The 16117-nt window shown below is 74.3% G+C and carries 15 protein-coding genes; 9 read left to right on the forward strand and 6 right to left on the reverse strand.

The window, feature by feature from the left end:
- The first annotated feature begins 53 nt into the window (after window positions 1-53).
- The 4 genes from PV364_RS27120 to PV364_RS27135 all read left to right on the forward strand — a co-directional run bounded on the left by PV364_RS27120 (window position 54) and on the right by PV364_RS27135 (window position 4327).
- Window positions 54-731 carry a hypothetical protein gene (locus PV364_RS27120; RefSeq protein WP_319662959.1) on the forward strand — a complete coding sequence of 226 codons (678 nt, stop codon included), beginning with the start codon at window positions 54-56 and terminating at the stop codon, window positions 729-731.
- Between the two features lie 40 nt (window positions 732-771).
- Window positions 772-1383, forward strand: a complete 612-nt coding sequence (locus tag PV364_RS27125; protein ID WP_319662960.1) for a maleylpyruvate isomerase family mycothiol-dependent enzyme — start codon at window positions 772-774, stop codon at window positions 1381-1383.
- A 129-nt stretch (window positions 1384-1512) separates the two neighbouring features.
- Window positions 1513-1869, forward strand: a complete 357-nt coding sequence (locus PV364_RS27130; protein ID WP_319662961.1) for a VOC family protein — start codon at window positions 1513-1515, stop codon at window positions 1867-1869.
- Window positions 1870-1930: 61 nt separating this feature from the next.
- Window positions 1931-4327 carry an excinuclease ABC subunit UvrA gene (locus PV364_RS27135; protein ID WP_319662962.1) on the forward strand — a complete coding sequence of 799 codons (2397 nt, stop codon included), beginning with the start codon at window positions 1931-1933 and terminating at the stop codon, window positions 4325-4327.
- Between the two features lie 385 nt (window positions 4328-4712).
- Here PV364_RS27135 and PV364_RS27140 read toward each other — a convergent pair whose 3' ends face one another.
- Both PV364_RS27140 and PV364_RS27145 read right to left on the reverse strand, forming a co-directional pair.
- On the reverse strand, window positions 4713-4994 hold the full coding sequence (locus PV364_RS27140; protein ID WP_319662963.1) for a DUF4031 domain-containing protein: 282 nt from the start codon (window positions 4992-4994) through the stop codon (window positions 4713-4715).
- Window positions 4995-4996: 2 nt separating this feature from the next.
- Complete coding sequence (locus tag PV364_RS27145) at window positions 4997-5401, reverse strand: hypothetical protein (protein WP_319662964.1); 405 nt, start codon at window positions 5399-5401, stop codon at window positions 4997-4999.
- 72 nt (window positions 5402-5473) lie between these two features.
- On the opposite strand from PV364_RS27145, the gene PV364_RS27150 reads away from it, so the two are divergent.
- Both PV364_RS27150 and murQ read left to right on the forward strand, forming a co-directional pair.
- A complete protein-coding gene (locus PV364_RS27150) occupies window positions 5474-6382 on the forward strand; it encodes a MurR/RpiR family transcriptional regulator (protein ID WP_319662965.1) in 909 nt (302 codons plus the stop codon).
- On the forward strand, window positions 6379-7308 hold the full coding sequence (gene murQ, locus PV364_RS27155) for an N-acetylmuramic acid 6-phosphate etherase (RefSeq protein WP_319662966.1): 930 nt from the start codon (window positions 6379-6381) through the stop codon (window positions 7306-7308). The genes PV364_RS27150 and murQ overlap by 4 nt, the downstream gene beginning before the upstream one ends.
- Before the next feature lie 13 nt (window positions 7309-7321).
- Here the strand turns inward: murQ and PV364_RS27160 are convergent, their stop codons facing one another.
- The gene (locus PV364_RS27160) at window positions 7322-9490 is read right to left on the reverse strand and encodes a HelD family protein (RefSeq protein WP_415924609.1); all 2169 of its coding nucleotides are present in this window, start codon (window positions 9488-9490) and stop codon (window positions 7322-7324) included.
- A gap of 157 nt (window positions 9491-9647) precedes the next feature.
- On the opposite strand from PV364_RS27160, the gene PV364_RS27165 reads away from it, so the two are divergent.
- On the forward strand, window positions 9648-9815 hold the full coding sequence (locus PV364_RS27165) for a hypothetical protein (RefSeq protein WP_319662968.1): 168 nt from the start codon (window positions 9648-9650) through the stop codon (window positions 9813-9815).
- Between the two features lie 9 nt (window positions 9816-9824).
- On the opposite strand, the gene PV364_RS27170 is transcribed toward PV364_RS27165, so the two are convergent.
- Window positions 9825-11456, reverse strand: coding sequence for a DNA repair helicase XPB (locus tag PV364_RS27170; RefSeq protein ID WP_319662969.1), 1632 nt, complete (start codon window positions 11454-11456; stop codon window positions 9825-9827).
- A 329-nt stretch (window positions 11457-11785) separates the two neighbouring features.
- On the reverse strand, window positions 11786-14212 hold the full coding sequence (locus PV364_RS27175; RefSeq protein WP_319662970.1) for a helicase C-terminal domain-containing protein: 2427 nt from the start codon (window positions 14210-14212) through the stop codon (window positions 11786-11788).
- Window positions 14213-14361: 149 nt separating this feature from the next.
- Here PV364_RS27175 and PV364_RS27180 point away from each other — a divergent pair, with 149 nt between their 5' ends.
- On the forward strand, window positions 14362-15216 hold the full coding sequence (locus PV364_RS27180) for an HAAS signaling domain-containing protein (protein WP_319662971.1): 855 nt from the start codon (window positions 14362-14364) through the stop codon (window positions 15214-15216).
- A gap of 21 nt (window positions 15217-15237) precedes the next feature.
- Window positions 15238-15855 carry an HAD family hydrolase gene (locus PV364_RS27185; RefSeq protein ID WP_319662972.1) on the forward strand — a complete coding sequence of 206 codons (618 nt, stop codon included), beginning with the start codon at window positions 15238-15240 and terminating at the stop codon, window positions 15853-15855.
- Here PV364_RS27185 and PV364_RS27190 read toward each other — a convergent pair.
- Window positions 15831-16070, reverse strand: a complete 240-nt coding sequence (locus tag PV364_RS27190) for a hypothetical protein (protein WP_319662973.1) — start codon at window positions 16068-16070, stop codon at window positions 15831-15833. The two genes, PV364_RS27185 and PV364_RS27190, sit on opposite strands and share 25 nt — an antisense overlap.
- Window positions 16071-16117 lie beyond the last annotated feature (47 nt).

The following is a 16117-nucleotide window of genomic DNA, read 5'->3' on the forward strand; positions in this document are numbered from 1 at the left end:
AGGATCCCACATGCCTCCGCCGGCCCGCGACCCCCGTACTCCACAATGGCCAGATGGCCGCCACCGATCCCGAGCTGCTGACGCACTGGAGCGCGCTGCTGCGCCGCTGCCAGACCGAGTCCGTCGACCCGAGGCCCTACGGCGAGGACCTGCTCGCCCGCTGGGCCGAGCCGCAGCGCCGCTACCACACCACCGACCACCTGGCCGCGGTGCTCGTCCACGTCGACTCCCTGGCCGAGTACGCCGAGGACATCGACGCGGTGCTGCTCGCCGCGTGGTTCCACGACGCCGTCTACCGCCCCGACCGCTCGGAGAACGAGGAGCGCAGCGCCCGCCTCGCCGAACGCGCGCTCCCCGAGGCGGGCGTCCCCGACACCATCACCGCCGAGGTCGTGCGCCTCGTCCGGCTCACCGTCACCCACCACCCCGGCGACGGCGACCGCAACGGCCAGGTGCTGTGCGACGCCGACCTCGCGGTCCTGGCCGGCGACCCCGTCGCGTACGCCGCCTACGCCGCCGCGGTCCGCGACGAGTACGGCTTCGTCCCCGACGACGCCTTCCGGGCCGGCCGCGCCGGTGTGCTGCGCCAGCTCCTCGCGCTGCCACGGCTGTTCCGCACCACCATCGGCTACGAACGGTGGGAGGACACCGCCCGCCGCAACCTCACCACCGAACTGGAACTCCTGCTCTCCGCCGATGACTCCGCGCCGCGGGACCGGTCTGCCCCTTGAGACGTGCCGTTCACCGCACCCACCGGAAGGCAGCACCGCCATGACCGATGACGCCGCACTGCGCACCGCCGTCACCGCCGCGTACCTCTCCCTCGCCGACCTCCTCGACACGGCGGGCGAGCAGCGGTGGGACACGCCGTCACTGTGCGAGGGCTGGCGGGTGCGCGAGGTCGTCGCCCACATGACCATGGCCGCGCGGTACACCGAGGACGAGTTCATGGCCGAACTGCGCGCCTGCGACTACGACTTCACCCGGCTGTCCGACGCCGTCGCCGCCCGCGACGCCGCGCTGCCGCAGGACGTGCTCGTCGCCGGGCTGCGCTCGCAGGTCATGCACCACTGGACCCCGCCGGGCGGCGGGGTCCGCGGTGCCCTCAACCACGTGGTGATCCACGGCCTCGACATCACCGTGCCGCTCGGCGGGGAGCGCACCGCCTCGGAGCCGGCCGTCACCGCCGTCCTGAACGACCTGACGTACGGTGGCGGCCACACCCACTTCGGGGTGGCGATCGACGGCCGCGCGCTGCGGGCCACCGACCTGGACTGGTCCTACGGCTCCGGCCCCGGCCTGAGCGGTGCGGCCGGCGACCTGGCGTCCGCGCTGTGCGGGCGCACGCTCCCCGCGGGGCGCCTCACGGGCGATCCGCTCTGAGCGGCGCGGCGGCGGACCGGTCAGGATTCGAGAAGCCCCGGCCGCGGGGTCACGACTAGCGTGGCCGGGAGAGCGACGGCGGCACCGCCGCCGCCCCGGCAGGACCCACGACCTCAGGAGTGAGCCACCATGAGCGGATCTTCCACCCAGGGCATCAAGACCGTGCTGCACCCCGTATCGGACCTGGCGAAGGCCAAGGGGGTGTACGCCGCCCTGCTCGGCACGGCGCCGCAGCACGACGGGGAGTACTACGTCGGTTTCGAGGCCGAGGGCCAGCACATCGGCCTGGTGCCGAACGGCGGACCGCAGAGCATGACCTCGCCGGTGACCTACTGGCACGTGGCCGACATCGAGGCGAAGCTCGCCGAGGTGACGGCCGCGGGCGGCACGGTGAAGGAGCCGGTGCACGACGTCGGCGGCGGCCGCCTGGTGGCCACCTTCACCGACCCCGACGGCAACGTCCTCGGGCTGCTCCAGGACAGCTGAGCGACGTACTGTTCGATGTCGGCGGGCACCCGGCCCGAGGACCAGAGGGAGACCAGACACGATGAGCACGGACACGAGGACGGCCCCCTCCGTGCGTGGGCCGGCCGCGCCGCACGGTGCCGACAGCCATGATCTGATCCGCGTGCTCGGCGCGCGGGTGAACAACCTCAAGGACGTCAGCGTCGAGATCCCGAAGCGCCGGCTGACCGTGTTCACCGGCGTCTCCGGCTCGGGCAAGAGCTCGCTGGTCTTCGGCACGGTCGCCGCGGAGTCGCAGCGCCTGATCAACGAGACCTACAGCTCGTTCGTGCAGGGCTTCATGCCGACGCTGGCCCGGCCCGAGGTCGACGTCCTCGAGGGGCTGACGACCGCGATCATCGTCGACCAGCAGCGGCTGGGCGCCGACCCCCGCTCCACGGTCGGCACCGCCACCGACGCCAACGCGATGCTGCGGATCCTCTTCAGCCGGCTCGGGCAGCCGCACATCGGCTCGCCCAACGCGTTCTCCTTCAACGTCGCCTCGGTCCGCGCCAGCGGCGCGATCACCGTCGAGCGCGGCGCCAAGAAGACGGTGAAGGCGACCTTCAACCGCCTCGGCGGCATGTGCCCGCGCTGCGAGGGCCGGGGCACGGTCACCGACATCGACCTGGCCCAGCTCTACGACGACAGCAAGTCGCTCGCCGAGGGCGCGCTCACGGTCCCCGGCTACAGCATGGACGGCTGGTACGGCCGGATCTTCAAGGGCAGCGGCTTCTTCGACCCGGACAAGCCGATCCGCAAGTACACCAAGAAGGAGCTCCACGACCTCCTCCACAAGGAGCCGACCAAGATCAAGGTCGAGGGGATCAACCTGACGTACGAGGGGCTGATCCCGAAGATCCAGAAGTCGATGCTCTCCAAGGACGTCGACGCGCTGCAGCCGCACGTCCGGGCGTTCGTGGAGCGGGCGATGACCTTCACCGTCTGCCCCGAGTGCGACGGCACCCGGCTGAGCGAGTCGGCCCGGTCCTCGAAGATCGCCGGGATCAGCATCGCCGACGCCTGCGCGATGCAGGTCAGCGACCTCGCCGAGTGGGTCAGGGGGCTGGACGAGCCGTCCGTCGCTCCCCTGCTCACGGCCCTGGTGGACACGTTCGACTCGTTCGCCGAGATCGGTCTCGGCTACCTCTCGCTGGACCGGCCGTCGGGCACGCTGTCGGGCGGCGAGGCGCAGCGCGTCAAGATGATCCGCCACCTCGGCTCCTCGCTCACCGACGTCACCTACGTCTTCGACGAGCCCACCGTCGGCCTGCACCCGCACGACATCCAGCGCATGAACGGCCTGCTGCTGCGGCTTCGGGACAAGGGCAACACGGTCCTCGTCGTGGAGCACAAGCCCGAGGTGATCGCGATCGCCGACCACGTCGTCGACCTCGGCCCCGGCGCCGGCACGGCGGGCGGCACCGTCTGCTTCGAGGGCACGGTCGACGGACTGCGGACGGCCGGCACCGTCACCGGACGCCACTTCGACGACCGGGCCACGCTCAAGGAGAGCGTGCGCAAGCCCACCGGCACGCTGGAGATCCGCGGCGCGACGGCGCACAACCTGCAGAGCGTCGACGTCGACATCCCGCTCGGGGTGCTGGCCGTGGTCACCGGTGTCGCCGGCTCCGGCAAGAGCTCGCTCGTGCACGGGTCGATCCCGGCCGGTGAGGGCGTGGTCTCGGTCGACCAGGGCGCGATCCGCGGCTCGCGGCGCAGCAACCCGGCGACCTACACCGGGCTGCTCGAGCCGATCCGCAAGGCGTTCGCCAAGGCCAACGGCGTGAAACCGGCGCTGTTCAGCGCCAACTCCGAGGGCGCCTGCCCGGTCTGCAACGGCGCCGGTGTCGTCTACACCGACCTCGCGATGATGGCGGGCGTCGCCACGACCTGCGAGGAGTGCGAGGGCAGGCGGTTCCAGGCGGCGGTGCTGGAGTACCGCCTCGGGGGCCGTGACATCAGCGAGGTGCTCGCCATGTCGGTGACCGAGGCGGAGGAGTTCTTCGGCGCGGGCGAGGCCCGCATCCCGGCCGCGCACGCCATCCTCGGCCGCCTCGCCGACGTCGGCCTCGGCTACCTCAGCCTCGGCCAGCCGCTCACCACGCTGTCCGGCGGCGAGCGCCAGCGGCTCAAGCTGGCCACGCACATGGCGGACAAGGGCGGCGTGTACGTCCTGGACGAGCCGACCGCCGGCCTGCACCTCGCCGACGTCGAGCAACTGCTCGGCCTGCTCGACCGGCTCGTCGACTCCGGCAAGTCGGTCATCGTGGTCGAGCACCACCAGGCGGTCATGGCCCACGCCGACTGGATCATCGACCTCGGCCCGGGCGCCGGCCACGACGGCGGCCGCATCGTCTTCGAGGGCACCCCCGCCGACCTCGTCGCCTCCGGCACCACCCTCACCGCCACCCACCTCGCCGCCTACGTCAGCGCCTGACCCCCCGTGCCCCCTGGGGCGCGGCATACGGCGCACCCGCACCGGGCCCCTCGGGGGCGCGGGGAACTGCGCACTCAGCCACGGCGCACCGGCACGGGACTCACGTCGCCCCCCCCGAGGGGCGCGGGGAACCGCGCGCCCAGCCATGACGCACCCGCTCGGGACCCGCGACGGTCAGGCCCCCGAGGGGTGCGGGGAACTGCGCGCCCCGCCACGGCGCACCCGCTCGGGACCCGCGACGGTCAGGCCCCCGAGGGGTGCGGGGAACTGCGCGCCCCGCCACGGCGCACCCGCACGGGACCCGCGACGGTCAGGCCCCCGAGGGGTGCGGGGAACCGCGCGCCCAGCCACGACGCACCCGCACCGCACCCCCCCGCAAAAAAATCTACGCACCCGCGTCCGGAGGACGCCGCCGCTTGGGCCTGCGCAGCCCCGCCTCCGTCAGCCTGCGCAGCAACTCCTTGCTGCCGACCTCGACCGCCCCCGCGGCCACCGCGGACGCGTACCGCTCGCTCGGCAGGTCGTAGTGGTCCCCGTCGAACGCCCGACGCGGTGATCCGATCGCCGCGGCGAACGCGTGCAGCTCCTCGTACGAGGCGTCGCTGACCAGGTGCGACCACAGCCTGCCGTGACCCGCCCAGGTCGGCGGGTCGATGTAGAGGGTCACGGTCAGCGGGCCCCGCCCAGCGCGGCGGCCAGCGAGCCGACCGGGGCCACGACCTCGCCCAGCGATTCGCAGACCCAGTGCGGGTCGGGCCCCAGCTCGGGCTCGACGTCCAGGGCGTGCGGGTCCGCGCAGCGCGGGCACAGCGGCCACCGGCCCATCCGTTCCAGCAGGGCGTCCTTGACGTCCTGGGCGACCAGGCCCGCGACGAACGCGGCACCGTCCGGCCACTGCTCCACCCAGCACCGGCGCTGCGCGACGGTGTCCTCGACGAGGGAGACGATCCCGGCGTCGGTCACGTCGGTGGCGGTGAGGTCGGCGAGGATGAGCGCGCGGGCGCTGTGCAGCGCGGCTTCCAGTGCGGCGGGGGCGTCGGGGGCGTCGGCGGAGCCGGGGACGTCGGAATCCATGCCCCTTATTGTCGCCCAGCGGCCGTCCGGACGTCCTTGACGCCGTCCGGCCCCGAAAATAGCTTTCGCGGTGTGGCCGAGAAGACGAAAGAAACCTTCAGCACCGGGGGGCTGGCCGCCAAGGTCCGGACCCTGGCTCCTTCCATGACCCGCTCGATGCTGCGCGTCGCGGAGGCCGTCGCCGCCGACCCGGCGGGCTGCTCCCGGCTCACCGTCACCGCGCTGGCCGTCCGTACCGGGACCAGCGAGGCCACCGTCGTCCGCACGGCACGGCTGCTCGGCTACCCCGGCTACCGCGATCTGCGCCTCGCCCTGGCCGCCTTCGCCGCCCGCGAGGAGGCCGGCGGCCGGCCCGCCGTCACCCCGGACATCGCCGTCGGCGACCCGCTGTCCGACGTCGTCGCCAAGCTCGCGGAGGACGAGCAGCGCTGCCTCGCCGACACCGCCGCGCAACTGGACGTCGCCCAACTGGAGGCCGCGGTCGGCGCGCTGGCCGCCGCCCGTCGCATCGACGTCTACGGCATAGGGGCCTCCAGCCTGGTCGCCCAGGACCTGGTGCAGAAGCTGCTGCGGATCGGCCTCATCGCGCACGCCCTGAGCGACCCGCACCTCGCCGTCACCAACGCCGTGCAGCTCCGGCAGGGCGACGTGGCCGTGGCCGTCACCCACTCCGGGCACACCCACGACGTGGTCGAACCGCTGCGTGCCGCCTTCGACCGGGGCGCCACCACGATCGCGATCACCGGCCGCGCCGACGGCACGGCCAGCCAGTACGCCGACCACGTGCTCCTCACCTCCAGTGGCAGGGAGAGCGAGTTCCGTCCGGCCGCGATGTCCAGCCGCACCAGTCAACTGCTGGTCGTGGACTGCCTGTTCATCGGCGTCGCGCAACGCACCTACGACACCGCGGGACCGGCCCTGGCCGCCTCGTACGAAGCCCTGGCCCATCGCCACAGCCCCCGAAGGAACCACCCGTCATGACGCACCGCGAGCTCCGCCGCGAACTGGACCGGTTGACCACCGAGGCCTTCCGCCCCGACCTCGCCGACATCGACCGGCTCCCGACTCTCGACATCGCCCGCCTGATGAACACCGAGGACGGCACCGTCCCGGCCGCCGTCGCCGCCCGACTCCCCGCCATCGCCGCCGCGATCGACGGCATCGCCGCCCGGATGGGCCGCGGCGGCCGCCTCGTCTACGCGGGCGCGGGCACCGCCGGGCGCCTCGGCGTCCTGGACGCCAGCGAGTGCCCGCCGACCTTCAACACCACGCCCGGCCAGGTCATCGGGCTCATCGCGGGCGGCCCGCGCGCGATGTCCGACGCCGTCGAGGGCGCGGAGGACAACCGCGAGACGGCCGCAGCGGACCTCGACGCACTCGGGCTCGGCCCGGACGACGCGGTCGTCGGCATCTCCGCCTCCGGCCGCACCCCCTACGCGGTCGGCGCCGTCGAGCACGCCCGCGCCCGCGGCGCGCTGACGGTCGGACTGTCCTGCAACGCCGGCTCCCCGCTCGCCGCCGCCGCCGAACACGGCATCGAGGTCGTCACGGGCCCGGAGTTCCTCACCGGCTCCACCCGGCTCAAGGCGGGCACCGCCCAGAAGCTCGTCCTCAACATGCTCTCGACCATCACGATGATCAGGCTGGGCAAGACCTACGGAAACCTGATGGTCGACGTCCGGGCCTCCAACGAGAAGCTCCGCGCCCGGTCCCGCAGCATCGTGGCCCAGGCCACCGGCGCCCCCGACGACGAGATCGAGGCCGCCCTCTCCGCCACCGGCGGCGAGGTGAAGCACGCGGTCCTCGTCCTGCTCGCCGGGGTCGACGCGGCGACGGCCGCCCGCCTCCTCACGGACGCGGACGGCCACCTGCGGGCGGCCCTCCTCGCGGCGGCACCCTCGAAGTAGCGCCGCCCGGGGCCTACCGCAGCGCCTCCGGCAGCGGGGCGGAGTGCAGGACGGCGAGGCCGGAGACGGCCCGGGTGAGGGAGACGTACAGGCGGCGCAGGCCCGTGCGCTCGTCGGGCTCGCCGTCGACGACGGCGGCGGGCTCGTCGAGGACGACGTAGTCGTACTCCAGGCCCTTGGCCAGGGAGGCGGGGACGAGAGTGAGCCGGACGTCCGGGGTGGTCTCCTCACCGGGGGAGAGGCAGGGCAGCCCGGCCGCCGACAGCGCCTCGGCCAGCACCGGGATGCGGGCGTCGGCGGAGATGAGGCCGGTGGAGCCCTCGCGGTCCAGGGCCTCGCGGCAGGCGGTGACCACGGCGGCGGTCAGTCCGTCCGCGGGCACCTGGGTGACGGAGAAGGCGCCGGGGTTGTCGCGGACGGACGTGGCCTCGGTCAGGCCGGGGGCGATGGCGGGCAGCAGCCGGGAGGCATAGGCGATGACCTCCAGCGGCACGCGGAAGCCCTGGGTCAGCTCCTCGACCCGGGAGCCCGGTTTGCCGAGGTGCGTCAGCGCCTCCTCCCAGGTGGCGGTGGCCCAGGGCGTGGTGCCCTGGGCCAGGTCCCCCAGGACGGTGGCGGAACCGGTGGAGCAGCGCCGCCCGACCGCCCGGTACTGCATGGGGGACAGGTCCTGGGCCTCGTCCACGACGACGTGGCCGAGCGAACCGGTGCGCTGCACCAGGTCGTGGGCCTCGTCGATCAGCACGGCGTCGGCCGCCGACCACTTCGCGGAGGCGACCCCCCGCGCCGGCTTCGCCCAGAGGATCTCCTTCTGCTCCTCCTCCGTGAGCAGGCCCTCCGCGCACCGCGCCAGGAACTCCGGCTCGGACAGCAGCCGCAGCACCGTCTTCGCCGGGTCCACCGGCGGCCAGACCTCCTTCACGGCCGCCTTGACCGCCGCGTTGCGCGCCACCGCGTCCTGCACGCGGTCGTCCGGCGCCTCGCCGGCCGCCTCCATCTGCACCAGCACGGCGTGCGCGATCCGCTGCGGCAGGGCCTCGCGGGCGGCGCCGTAGCGGATGTCGCGGTCCATCAGCTCACGGACCAGCTCCTCCAGCGCGTAGGCGGGAACCCGCCAGCGCCGCGAGCCGCGCACCACCACGACGGGCTCGGTGGGCATCCGGATGCCCGAGCGGACCGCCCGGCGCAGCACCTCCGCCATGCGCGCGTCGCCCTTCACCCCGGCGGCCGCCGCGCTGTCGGTGCCCCGGACGGGGACGTGCGCGACCAGGTCGTCGACCGTGGCCTGCTTGACGCTGAGCTCGCCGAGCGCGGGCAGCACCTGCTCGATGTAGTGCAGGAAGGAGGCGTTCGGGCCGATGACGAGCGTGCCCGTGCGGGCGAGGCGTTCGCGGTGCGCGTACAGCAGGTACGCCACCCGGTGCAGGCCGACGGCGGTCTTCCCGGTGCCGGGCGCGCCCTGCACGCAGACCGTGCCGCCGATCCCGGCGCGGACGATCTCGTCCTGCTCGGGCTGGATCGTGGCGACGATGTCCCGCATCGGTCCGACGCGGGGCCGCTCGATCTCCTGCTGGAGCAGCTTGCTGGAGGTCTGCGCCTCGCGGGGGTCGGTGAGGTGCTCGTCCTCGTACGCGGTCAGGTCGCCGGCGGTGTAGCCGAAGCGGCGGCGCAGCGCGACGTCCTGCGGGTCCTTGCGCGAGGCGCGGTAGAAGGGCTGGGAGACCGGCGCCCGCCAGTCGATGACCATCGGGTCGCCGTCGGCGTCGTGGACGTGGCGGCGGCCGATGTAGAAGCGGTGCTCGGCCTCCTCGCCGTCCGCGTCGTCCTTGGTGCCGTCGAGGTAGTCGAGACGGCCGAAGAAGAGCGGGGTGTGGGCGAGGTCCGCGAGGGCCTTGATGCGCGTGTCGATCTCCGCCTGGAGCACTTCGGCGTTCACCCAGTTGGCGGTGACGTCCTTGATGTCGAGCGCCTCGACGTCGGCGCGCATGGCGCGCAGGGCGGTGCGGGACGCGGCCAGGTGGGCGCGTTCGCGGTCGAGCGGATTGTCGGTCGTGAGGGATTGTTCCCCGGGCACGGGTTGCCTCCGGCGGCACGTAGGGCATGGCTCAGCCGGCCCCGGACCGGCGCGCGCGGGGGCGCGGGGGGCGGGGCGCTGTCCTGATACGAATGCGAGTAACACCATGACCCGGCCGGTTTCCGTCCGGCCGGCGGCACCGTCCCAGGGGGGCGGGCGGCAAGAGGAGGGATCCTACGCCGCCGGGACGGAGGGCGCGAACGGGTTTCCCGCCGCACCCGGGCACAGCTCTCCCCAAAGCATCACTTGTGCGTACATTGGGGGCATGGCACGAGCCCGCACATCCCGCGTCCGGGGCAGCACCGCCCTGACGGCGGACGCGGCGCACCGCCCCCCGCGGTACCTCCTCGGCAACGCGCTGCGTGCCGCCAAGGTCTACCTGACGAGCGCTGTCCGCATCGTCCTGCTGGGCCCCGACGGCACGCGCTACTGACGGCGGCCGTCAGAGCAGCTCGTCCGCGTCGACGATGCGGTACGCGTACCCCTGCTCGGCCAGGAAGCGCTGCCGGTGGGCGGCGAAGTCCTGGTCGATCGTGTCGCGCGCGACCACCGAGTAGAAGCGGGCCTCGTGACCGTCCGCCTTCGGCCGCAGCACCCGGCCGAGGCGCTGCGCCTCCTCCTGACGGGACCCGAAGGTGCCCGAGACCTGGATGGCGACCGTCGCCTCCGGCAGGTCGATGGAGAAGTTGGCGACCTTCGAGACCACCAGCACCGAGATCTCGCCCTGCCGGAAGGCCTCGAAGAGCTTCTCGCGCTGCGTGTTGGTCGTCTCGCCCTTGATGACCGGGGCGTTCAGGTGCTCGCCCAGCTCGTCCAGCTGGTCGATGTACTGCCCGATGACCAGCGTCTGCTCGCCCTGGTGCTTGGCCACCAGCGCCTCGGTGACCTTGCGCTTGGTCGCAGTGGTGGCGCAGTAGCGGTACTTCTCCTCGGCCTCGGCGGTGGCGTACGCCAGGCGCTCGGAGTCGGTGAGGTTGACCCGCACCTCCACGCAGTCCGCGGGCGCGATGTAGCCCTGCGCCTCGATCTCCTTCCACGGCGCGTCGAAGCGCTTGGGGCCGATCAGCGAGAAGACGTCCGACTCCCGGCCGTCCTCGCGCACCAGCGTCGCGGTCAGGCCGAGCCGGCGGCGGGCCTGCAGATCGGCGGTGAACTTGAAGACCGGCGCGGGCAGCAGGTGCACCTCGTCGTAGACGATCAGGCCCCAGTCCCGGGAGTCGAAGAGCTCCAGGTGCGGGTAGACGCCCTTCCGCCTGGTCGTCAGCACCTGGTACGTGGCGATGGTGACCGGGCGGATCTCCTTGCGCGTGCCGCTGTACTCGCCGATCTCGTCCTCGGTCAGCGAGGTCCGCTTCACCAGCTCGTGCTTCCACTGCCGGGCCGAGACGGTGTTCGTCACCAGGATCAGCGTCGTGGCCTTCGCCTCGGCCATCGCGCCCGCCCCGACCAGCGTCTTCCCGGCGCCGCAGGGCAGGACGACCACGCCCGAGCCGCCGTGCCAGAAGCCCTCGACGGCCTGCTTCTGGTACGGGCGCAGCGCCCAGCCGTTCTCCGCCAGCTCGATCGGGTGCGCCTCGCCGTCCACGTAGCCGGCCAGGTCCTCGGCGGGCCAGCCCAGCTTCAGCAGCACCTGCTTGATCTGGCCGCGCTCGGAGGGGTGCACGACCACGGTGTCCGGGTCGATCCGGGCGCCCACCAGGGGGGCCACCTTCTTCGAGCGCAGGATCTCCTCCAGCACCGGCCGGTCCGTGGAGGTCAGCACCAGGCCGTGCGCCGGGTGCTTGCTCAGCGTCAGCCGGCCGTACCGGTCCATGGTCTCGGCGATGTCCACGAGCAGCGCGTGCGGTACGGGGTAGCGGGAGAACTTCACCAGCGCGTCCACCACCTGCTCCGCGTCGTGCCCGGCGGCCCGCGCGTTCCACAGGCCGAGCGGCGTCAGGCGGTAGGTGTGGATGTGCTCCGGCGCGCGCTCCAGCTCGGCGAACGGGGCGATGGCCCGGCGGCACTCGTCGGCCAGCTCGTGGTCGACCTCCAGGAGCAGGGTCTTGTCGCTCTGGACGATCAGACAGGACACACAAACCTCCGCATAGGGGCGGGCCGGGGCCGGAACCGGGGCCGGGCTGAACTACCCATGGTCCCTCATCGCCCCGCGTTAACGCTCCGGTCCCCGTTTTCCATGCCCCTGCGGCCTGCGGCCTGCGGCCTGCGGCCGCCGTGACCGCGCGTCCGGGGTCCGTCCGGCTGCGGTCGGGCGTTGCGCCCCGGCGGACGGCTGCGCCGGGCCGTCGGGCTCGCGGGTCGCCGCGGGTTCCTCGCGCCCCTGGGGGGCTGGGCGCGCGGTTCCTCGCGCCCGTGCGGGGCTTGCCGCGGACGGGGGCGCGAGCAGGGCGGTGGTGGGGCTGCCTACGCCAAGTCGTCGGCGAGTTCGGAGACGCCCGTGATGCGGTGCAGGGCGAACGTGCGGACCTCGTCCGCGGTGTGGTCGTAGGCGGTGACGAAGCCGCCCTCGACGCGGAGGGGGCCGATCACGCGCTGGCTGGCCGCGCCGTCCGCGTTGACGTAGCCGATCCACACGGATTCGCCGGTGAGCACGGCGGCCTGCATCGTGGCCAGGGTCTCCGCCGCGGCCGTGCGGGGCAGTCCCCGGTCGCCGCCCGCGGCGGGGCGCGGCACGCTCTCCCGGCGCACCGCCGTGGAGGCGCGGTCGCCTGCCCTGATCGCCTTCACCGCGGCCATGAGCAGCGTGCCGTCCGGGACCGGAGGGCCGTCGGTCACGGGGACGGGGGCGCTCCGCGGCGGCGTCCTGCGGGCGTCGGCGCGAGTGATCAGCACGTCCCCCTCGGCGGACTCCGCCGCCGGGGCCAGCCCCATCGCCCGCAGGCGTTCCAGCAGGGTGCCCGGGTCGGCCTGGGCGGCCAGTACGGTCGGTGCGAGGCGGCGCAGCCCGAGGCCCGCCGCCCGGCGGTCCGCCAGCACCTCGCTGAGCAGGGCGTCGTCGTCGCAGCGCAGGTACGCCGAGGCCGCGCCCACCCGCAGCCGCCCGTGGCGGCGGGCCACGTCGTCGACGAGGTAGCTGAGCGGCTGAGGCACGGGGGTGCGCGAGTGCGCCGCCAGGAAGGCGTGCAGCTCGGCCGCCGTGCGCCCGGCGTCCAGGGCGCGCCGCACGGATTCGGGCGTGAAGCGGTAGACGGTCGCGCCGCCCTTGGACTCGATGTCCGCCAGCACGTGCAGCGTCTCCGCCAGGTGCGGCTGCAGCGGGCCCGGCGCGACAGCGGTCAGGTCGGCCTGCAGCAGTACGTGGTCCAGCGGTTCGGGCAGCAGCGGCCGCAGCAGCGCGGCGGCGCGCGCGGCCCGGTCGCCGGCCGCGGACAGCAGCGCCCGGCCGTGCGCCGCCAGCGCGCCGCGTCCCGTCACCCCCAGCAGTTCGGCCTCCGAAGCCGTCCACCGCACGAGGTCGGCGCGCAGCCCGTCCATCGACGCACCGCCGCGCAGCGGCCGCTCCCAGCGCAGCCGCGCCAGCAGGGCGTCGGGTGTGGCGGAGGCGCCGGCCGGCAGTGCGGCGAGGAAGTCCAGCACCTGGCGGCGGACCTCGGGCGCGAGCGAGCGGTCCAGGTCGGGGCCGAGCGCGGCCAGGGCGCGGCCCTTGGCGTCCCGGGTGCCCACCACACCGGAGGTGCGGGTGGCCGTCAGCCAGGCCGTGACCAGCACGGCCCAGCGCTGCTCGGCCGGGAGCGGCAGCCATTCGTCGTACTCGGGCGTGGGCGCGTACGCCTCGTCCAGCTCGCCGTCCGAGGCGATCAGGCCTGCGGCGTAGGCGAGTTCCAGCCAGAACGCGGCGACCGGCTCCGCCACGTCCAGGGCCGTCGCCACCCGCTTCAGGTCGCGCACGCTCAGCCCGCCCGCGCGCAGTATCTGCGGGCCGCCGGTCTCCCACTGCTTGACCAGTTCCTCGACCGTGCGGATGGCCGTGAACGCCTGGCCGGCGGCGGTCGCGTCCACAGCCTGTGGATCGTGTGCCCGCGGTTCCACCGCCGGCGGCACCGGTTCGGGCGTGCGGTGCGCACGCCCGTCCCGCAGATGCAGGGCGACCTCACGGGGGAGGACGACGTTGCGGGCACCGGCCGGCAGCAGCAGTCCCCGCTCCAGCAGCCACCGCACGGGCGCGGGCGGGGTGCCGACGTCCGCGACCTCGCCGTACGGCGGGCCCCAGGTCAGCCTGCCCAGCACCGCGACGGCCTCCGACGGCGCCGCCTCCAGCAGCGCGGTCATCCGCGGCCGGTCCGCGAACAGCGCGGTCAGCGCGTCCACCGCGCTCACCGGGTCGTGGGTCGGCGGCAGCCCGGCCGTCTCCAGGATCTGCTGCAGGCGCCCCGGCGACATCCCCGACGTCGCCTCGGCCACGCTCGGGCCCAGCCCGGTCGGCGAAACGCTCCCCGCGGCCGGCGCCAGGATGTCCCGCGCGGTCCGCACCAGCCGCAGCCGGTCGTCCCCGCCCCACAGGAGCGCCTGCGTCCGCAGCGTCTCCAGCGCCCTGGGCAGCGCGTCGGCGGCTTCCGGTCCCATCAGCGACAGCAGCGTTCCGAGCGGCGCGCCGTCCGGTGCGACCGCGAGCGCCTCCGCCGCCTGCAGCGTGAAGCGGTCCAGCCGCTCCAGCGCCCGCACCACCGATGCCCGCGTCCCGGCGCGGGTCGCCAGCTGCGACAGGTCGTTCGGTACGGGACTCAGCAGGTCCGGACGCGCCCGGAGCAGCGCGGACAACGCCCCGTCGCCCCGGGCGCGGAGATCCTCCGCCAGCGTGCGCGGCGCAGCCGCGGGCCCTTCGGTGGTCATCTCACCCACATTAGCCGCGCCGCCCCCGTGCGTAATCCCCCGGCCGGTCCCGGCGGCCCTCCCTGACGCGGTCCATATCCCCTTCCCTCGCCTCCCGGGGATCCGCTGCGCGAGGTGTCGGGCGGGGGCGAGGCGGTAGTTTCGGGGGCATGGGTGCGGAGGGCGACCGGTTGGTGCTGGATTACCTGAGCAGGGTGGGGGACCTGGCGCAGACGGCGCTGCCCGCGGCCCGCCGGGCGGAGCTGGTGGCGCGGCTGCGGGAGGACATCGACCGCGAGCGCGGCCGCGGCGACAGTTCCGCGGCGGTCCGGCGGATCCTGAAGCGGCTGGGGTCGCCGGACGAGGTGGTGCGGGACGCCGCCGCGCTGCCGCATCAGCGCAGTGAGCCGCAGCCGCAGCCGGCGTCGCAGTCGGCGCCGCAGCCCGCCGTGGAGCCGGACTGGTGGCGGCTGGCGGAGGCGCGGCAGCCGGCGTTGCGTCCGGTGGTGCCGGGGGACGAACTGGCGGGGCTGCCCGGGATGACGGGCGGGGTGACGATCCCGATGACGCCCCCCGAGCCCGCATCCGAGCCGGAGCCGGACGAGGAGCAGGAGCAGGAGCAGGAGGAGGAACCGGGGAAGTCCGGCCGGGCCGGGGCGCCGCGGAGGCGGTCGTGGCGGCCGTCGGCGTGGCTGGAGACGCTGGCCGCGCTGCTGCTGCTCGCCGGGGCGGTGCTCGGTTCCTGGATCGCCCTGCTCGCCGGGTGGGCGCTCGCGTACTCCTCCCGCCGGCTGTCCCGCCGCGCGGCCCGGTTCGCCGCGCTGGGCCTGCCCGGGGCGGTGGCGGCGGGGACCCTGGTGTGGTTGTGGGGGCGGCTCGACGGCCGCTGGGGCGAGCCGATCCCGCAGGGGCACATGAGGGACGCGATCGGCGACGCCTTCCCCGTCGTTCTCCGCGTCGCGGCCGTGGCCTCGGCGCTGTTCCTGCTGTGGCGGGGGCACCGGGCGGGCCGTTCGGGCCGTTAGCCGCTGGTTAGGGTGTCTGCTATGCCCATAACCGTCGGCTTCGACCTCGACATGACCCTGATCGACTCCCGCCCCGGCATCCAGGCCGCCTTCGACCGCCTCTCCGGGGAGACCGGCGTCGCCATCGACTCCGCGCTCGCCGTCACGCGCCTCGGGCCGCCCCTGGAGCTGGAACTGGCCCACTGGTTCCCGGCCGAGGACATCCCGGCGGTGGCCGACCGCTACCGGGCGCTGTACCCCGAGTACGCGATCGTCCCCACCCCCGCCCTGCCCGGTGCCCGGGAGGCGGTGGCCGCCGTGCGCGCGGGCGGCGGGCGGGTCGTCGTGGTCACCGCGAAGCACGCGCCGAACGCCCGGCTGCACCTGGACCACCTCGGCATCGCCGTCGACGCGTTGCGCGGCTCACTGTGGGCCGAGGCGAAGGCCGAAGCCCTCACCGAGTACGGGGTGACCGTCTACGTCGGCGACCACGTCGGCGACGTCGTGGGGGCCCGTACGGCGGGTGCGCTGTCCGTGGCCGTCCCCACCGGGCCGGTCGGCGCAGACGAACTGCGCGCCGCGGGCGCGGACGTCGTCCTGGCGGATCTGACGGAGTTCCCCGGCTGGTTCGCCGGCTACGTCCCGGACGTCGTGGCCTGACGGCTCTGCGCGCGGGCCGACCGCAGCAATCCGGCCAGCGCCAGGGCGAAGCCGACGCCCATCAGCATGGACACCAGGTAGGCGGCGGTCGGCAGCGGGTCGGAGCCGAGCAGGAGAGGTGCCACGGTGGCGAGTGTGGCCAGCGCTCCGACGGCGAAGACCACGCCGCCGACGCGCACCAGCACATCGCCCGGTTTCCGGGTTTCGTTACTCACCGCACCAGGGTAGATCGCGGGAGGAAGACGCAGCGCACCGGCCGGAT

The sequence above is a fragment of the Streptomyces sp. MI02-7b genome (genome assembly GCF_033793585.1).
Taxonomy (GTDB): Bacteria; Actinomycetota; Actinomycetes; order Streptomycetales; family Streptomycetaceae; genus Actinacidiphila.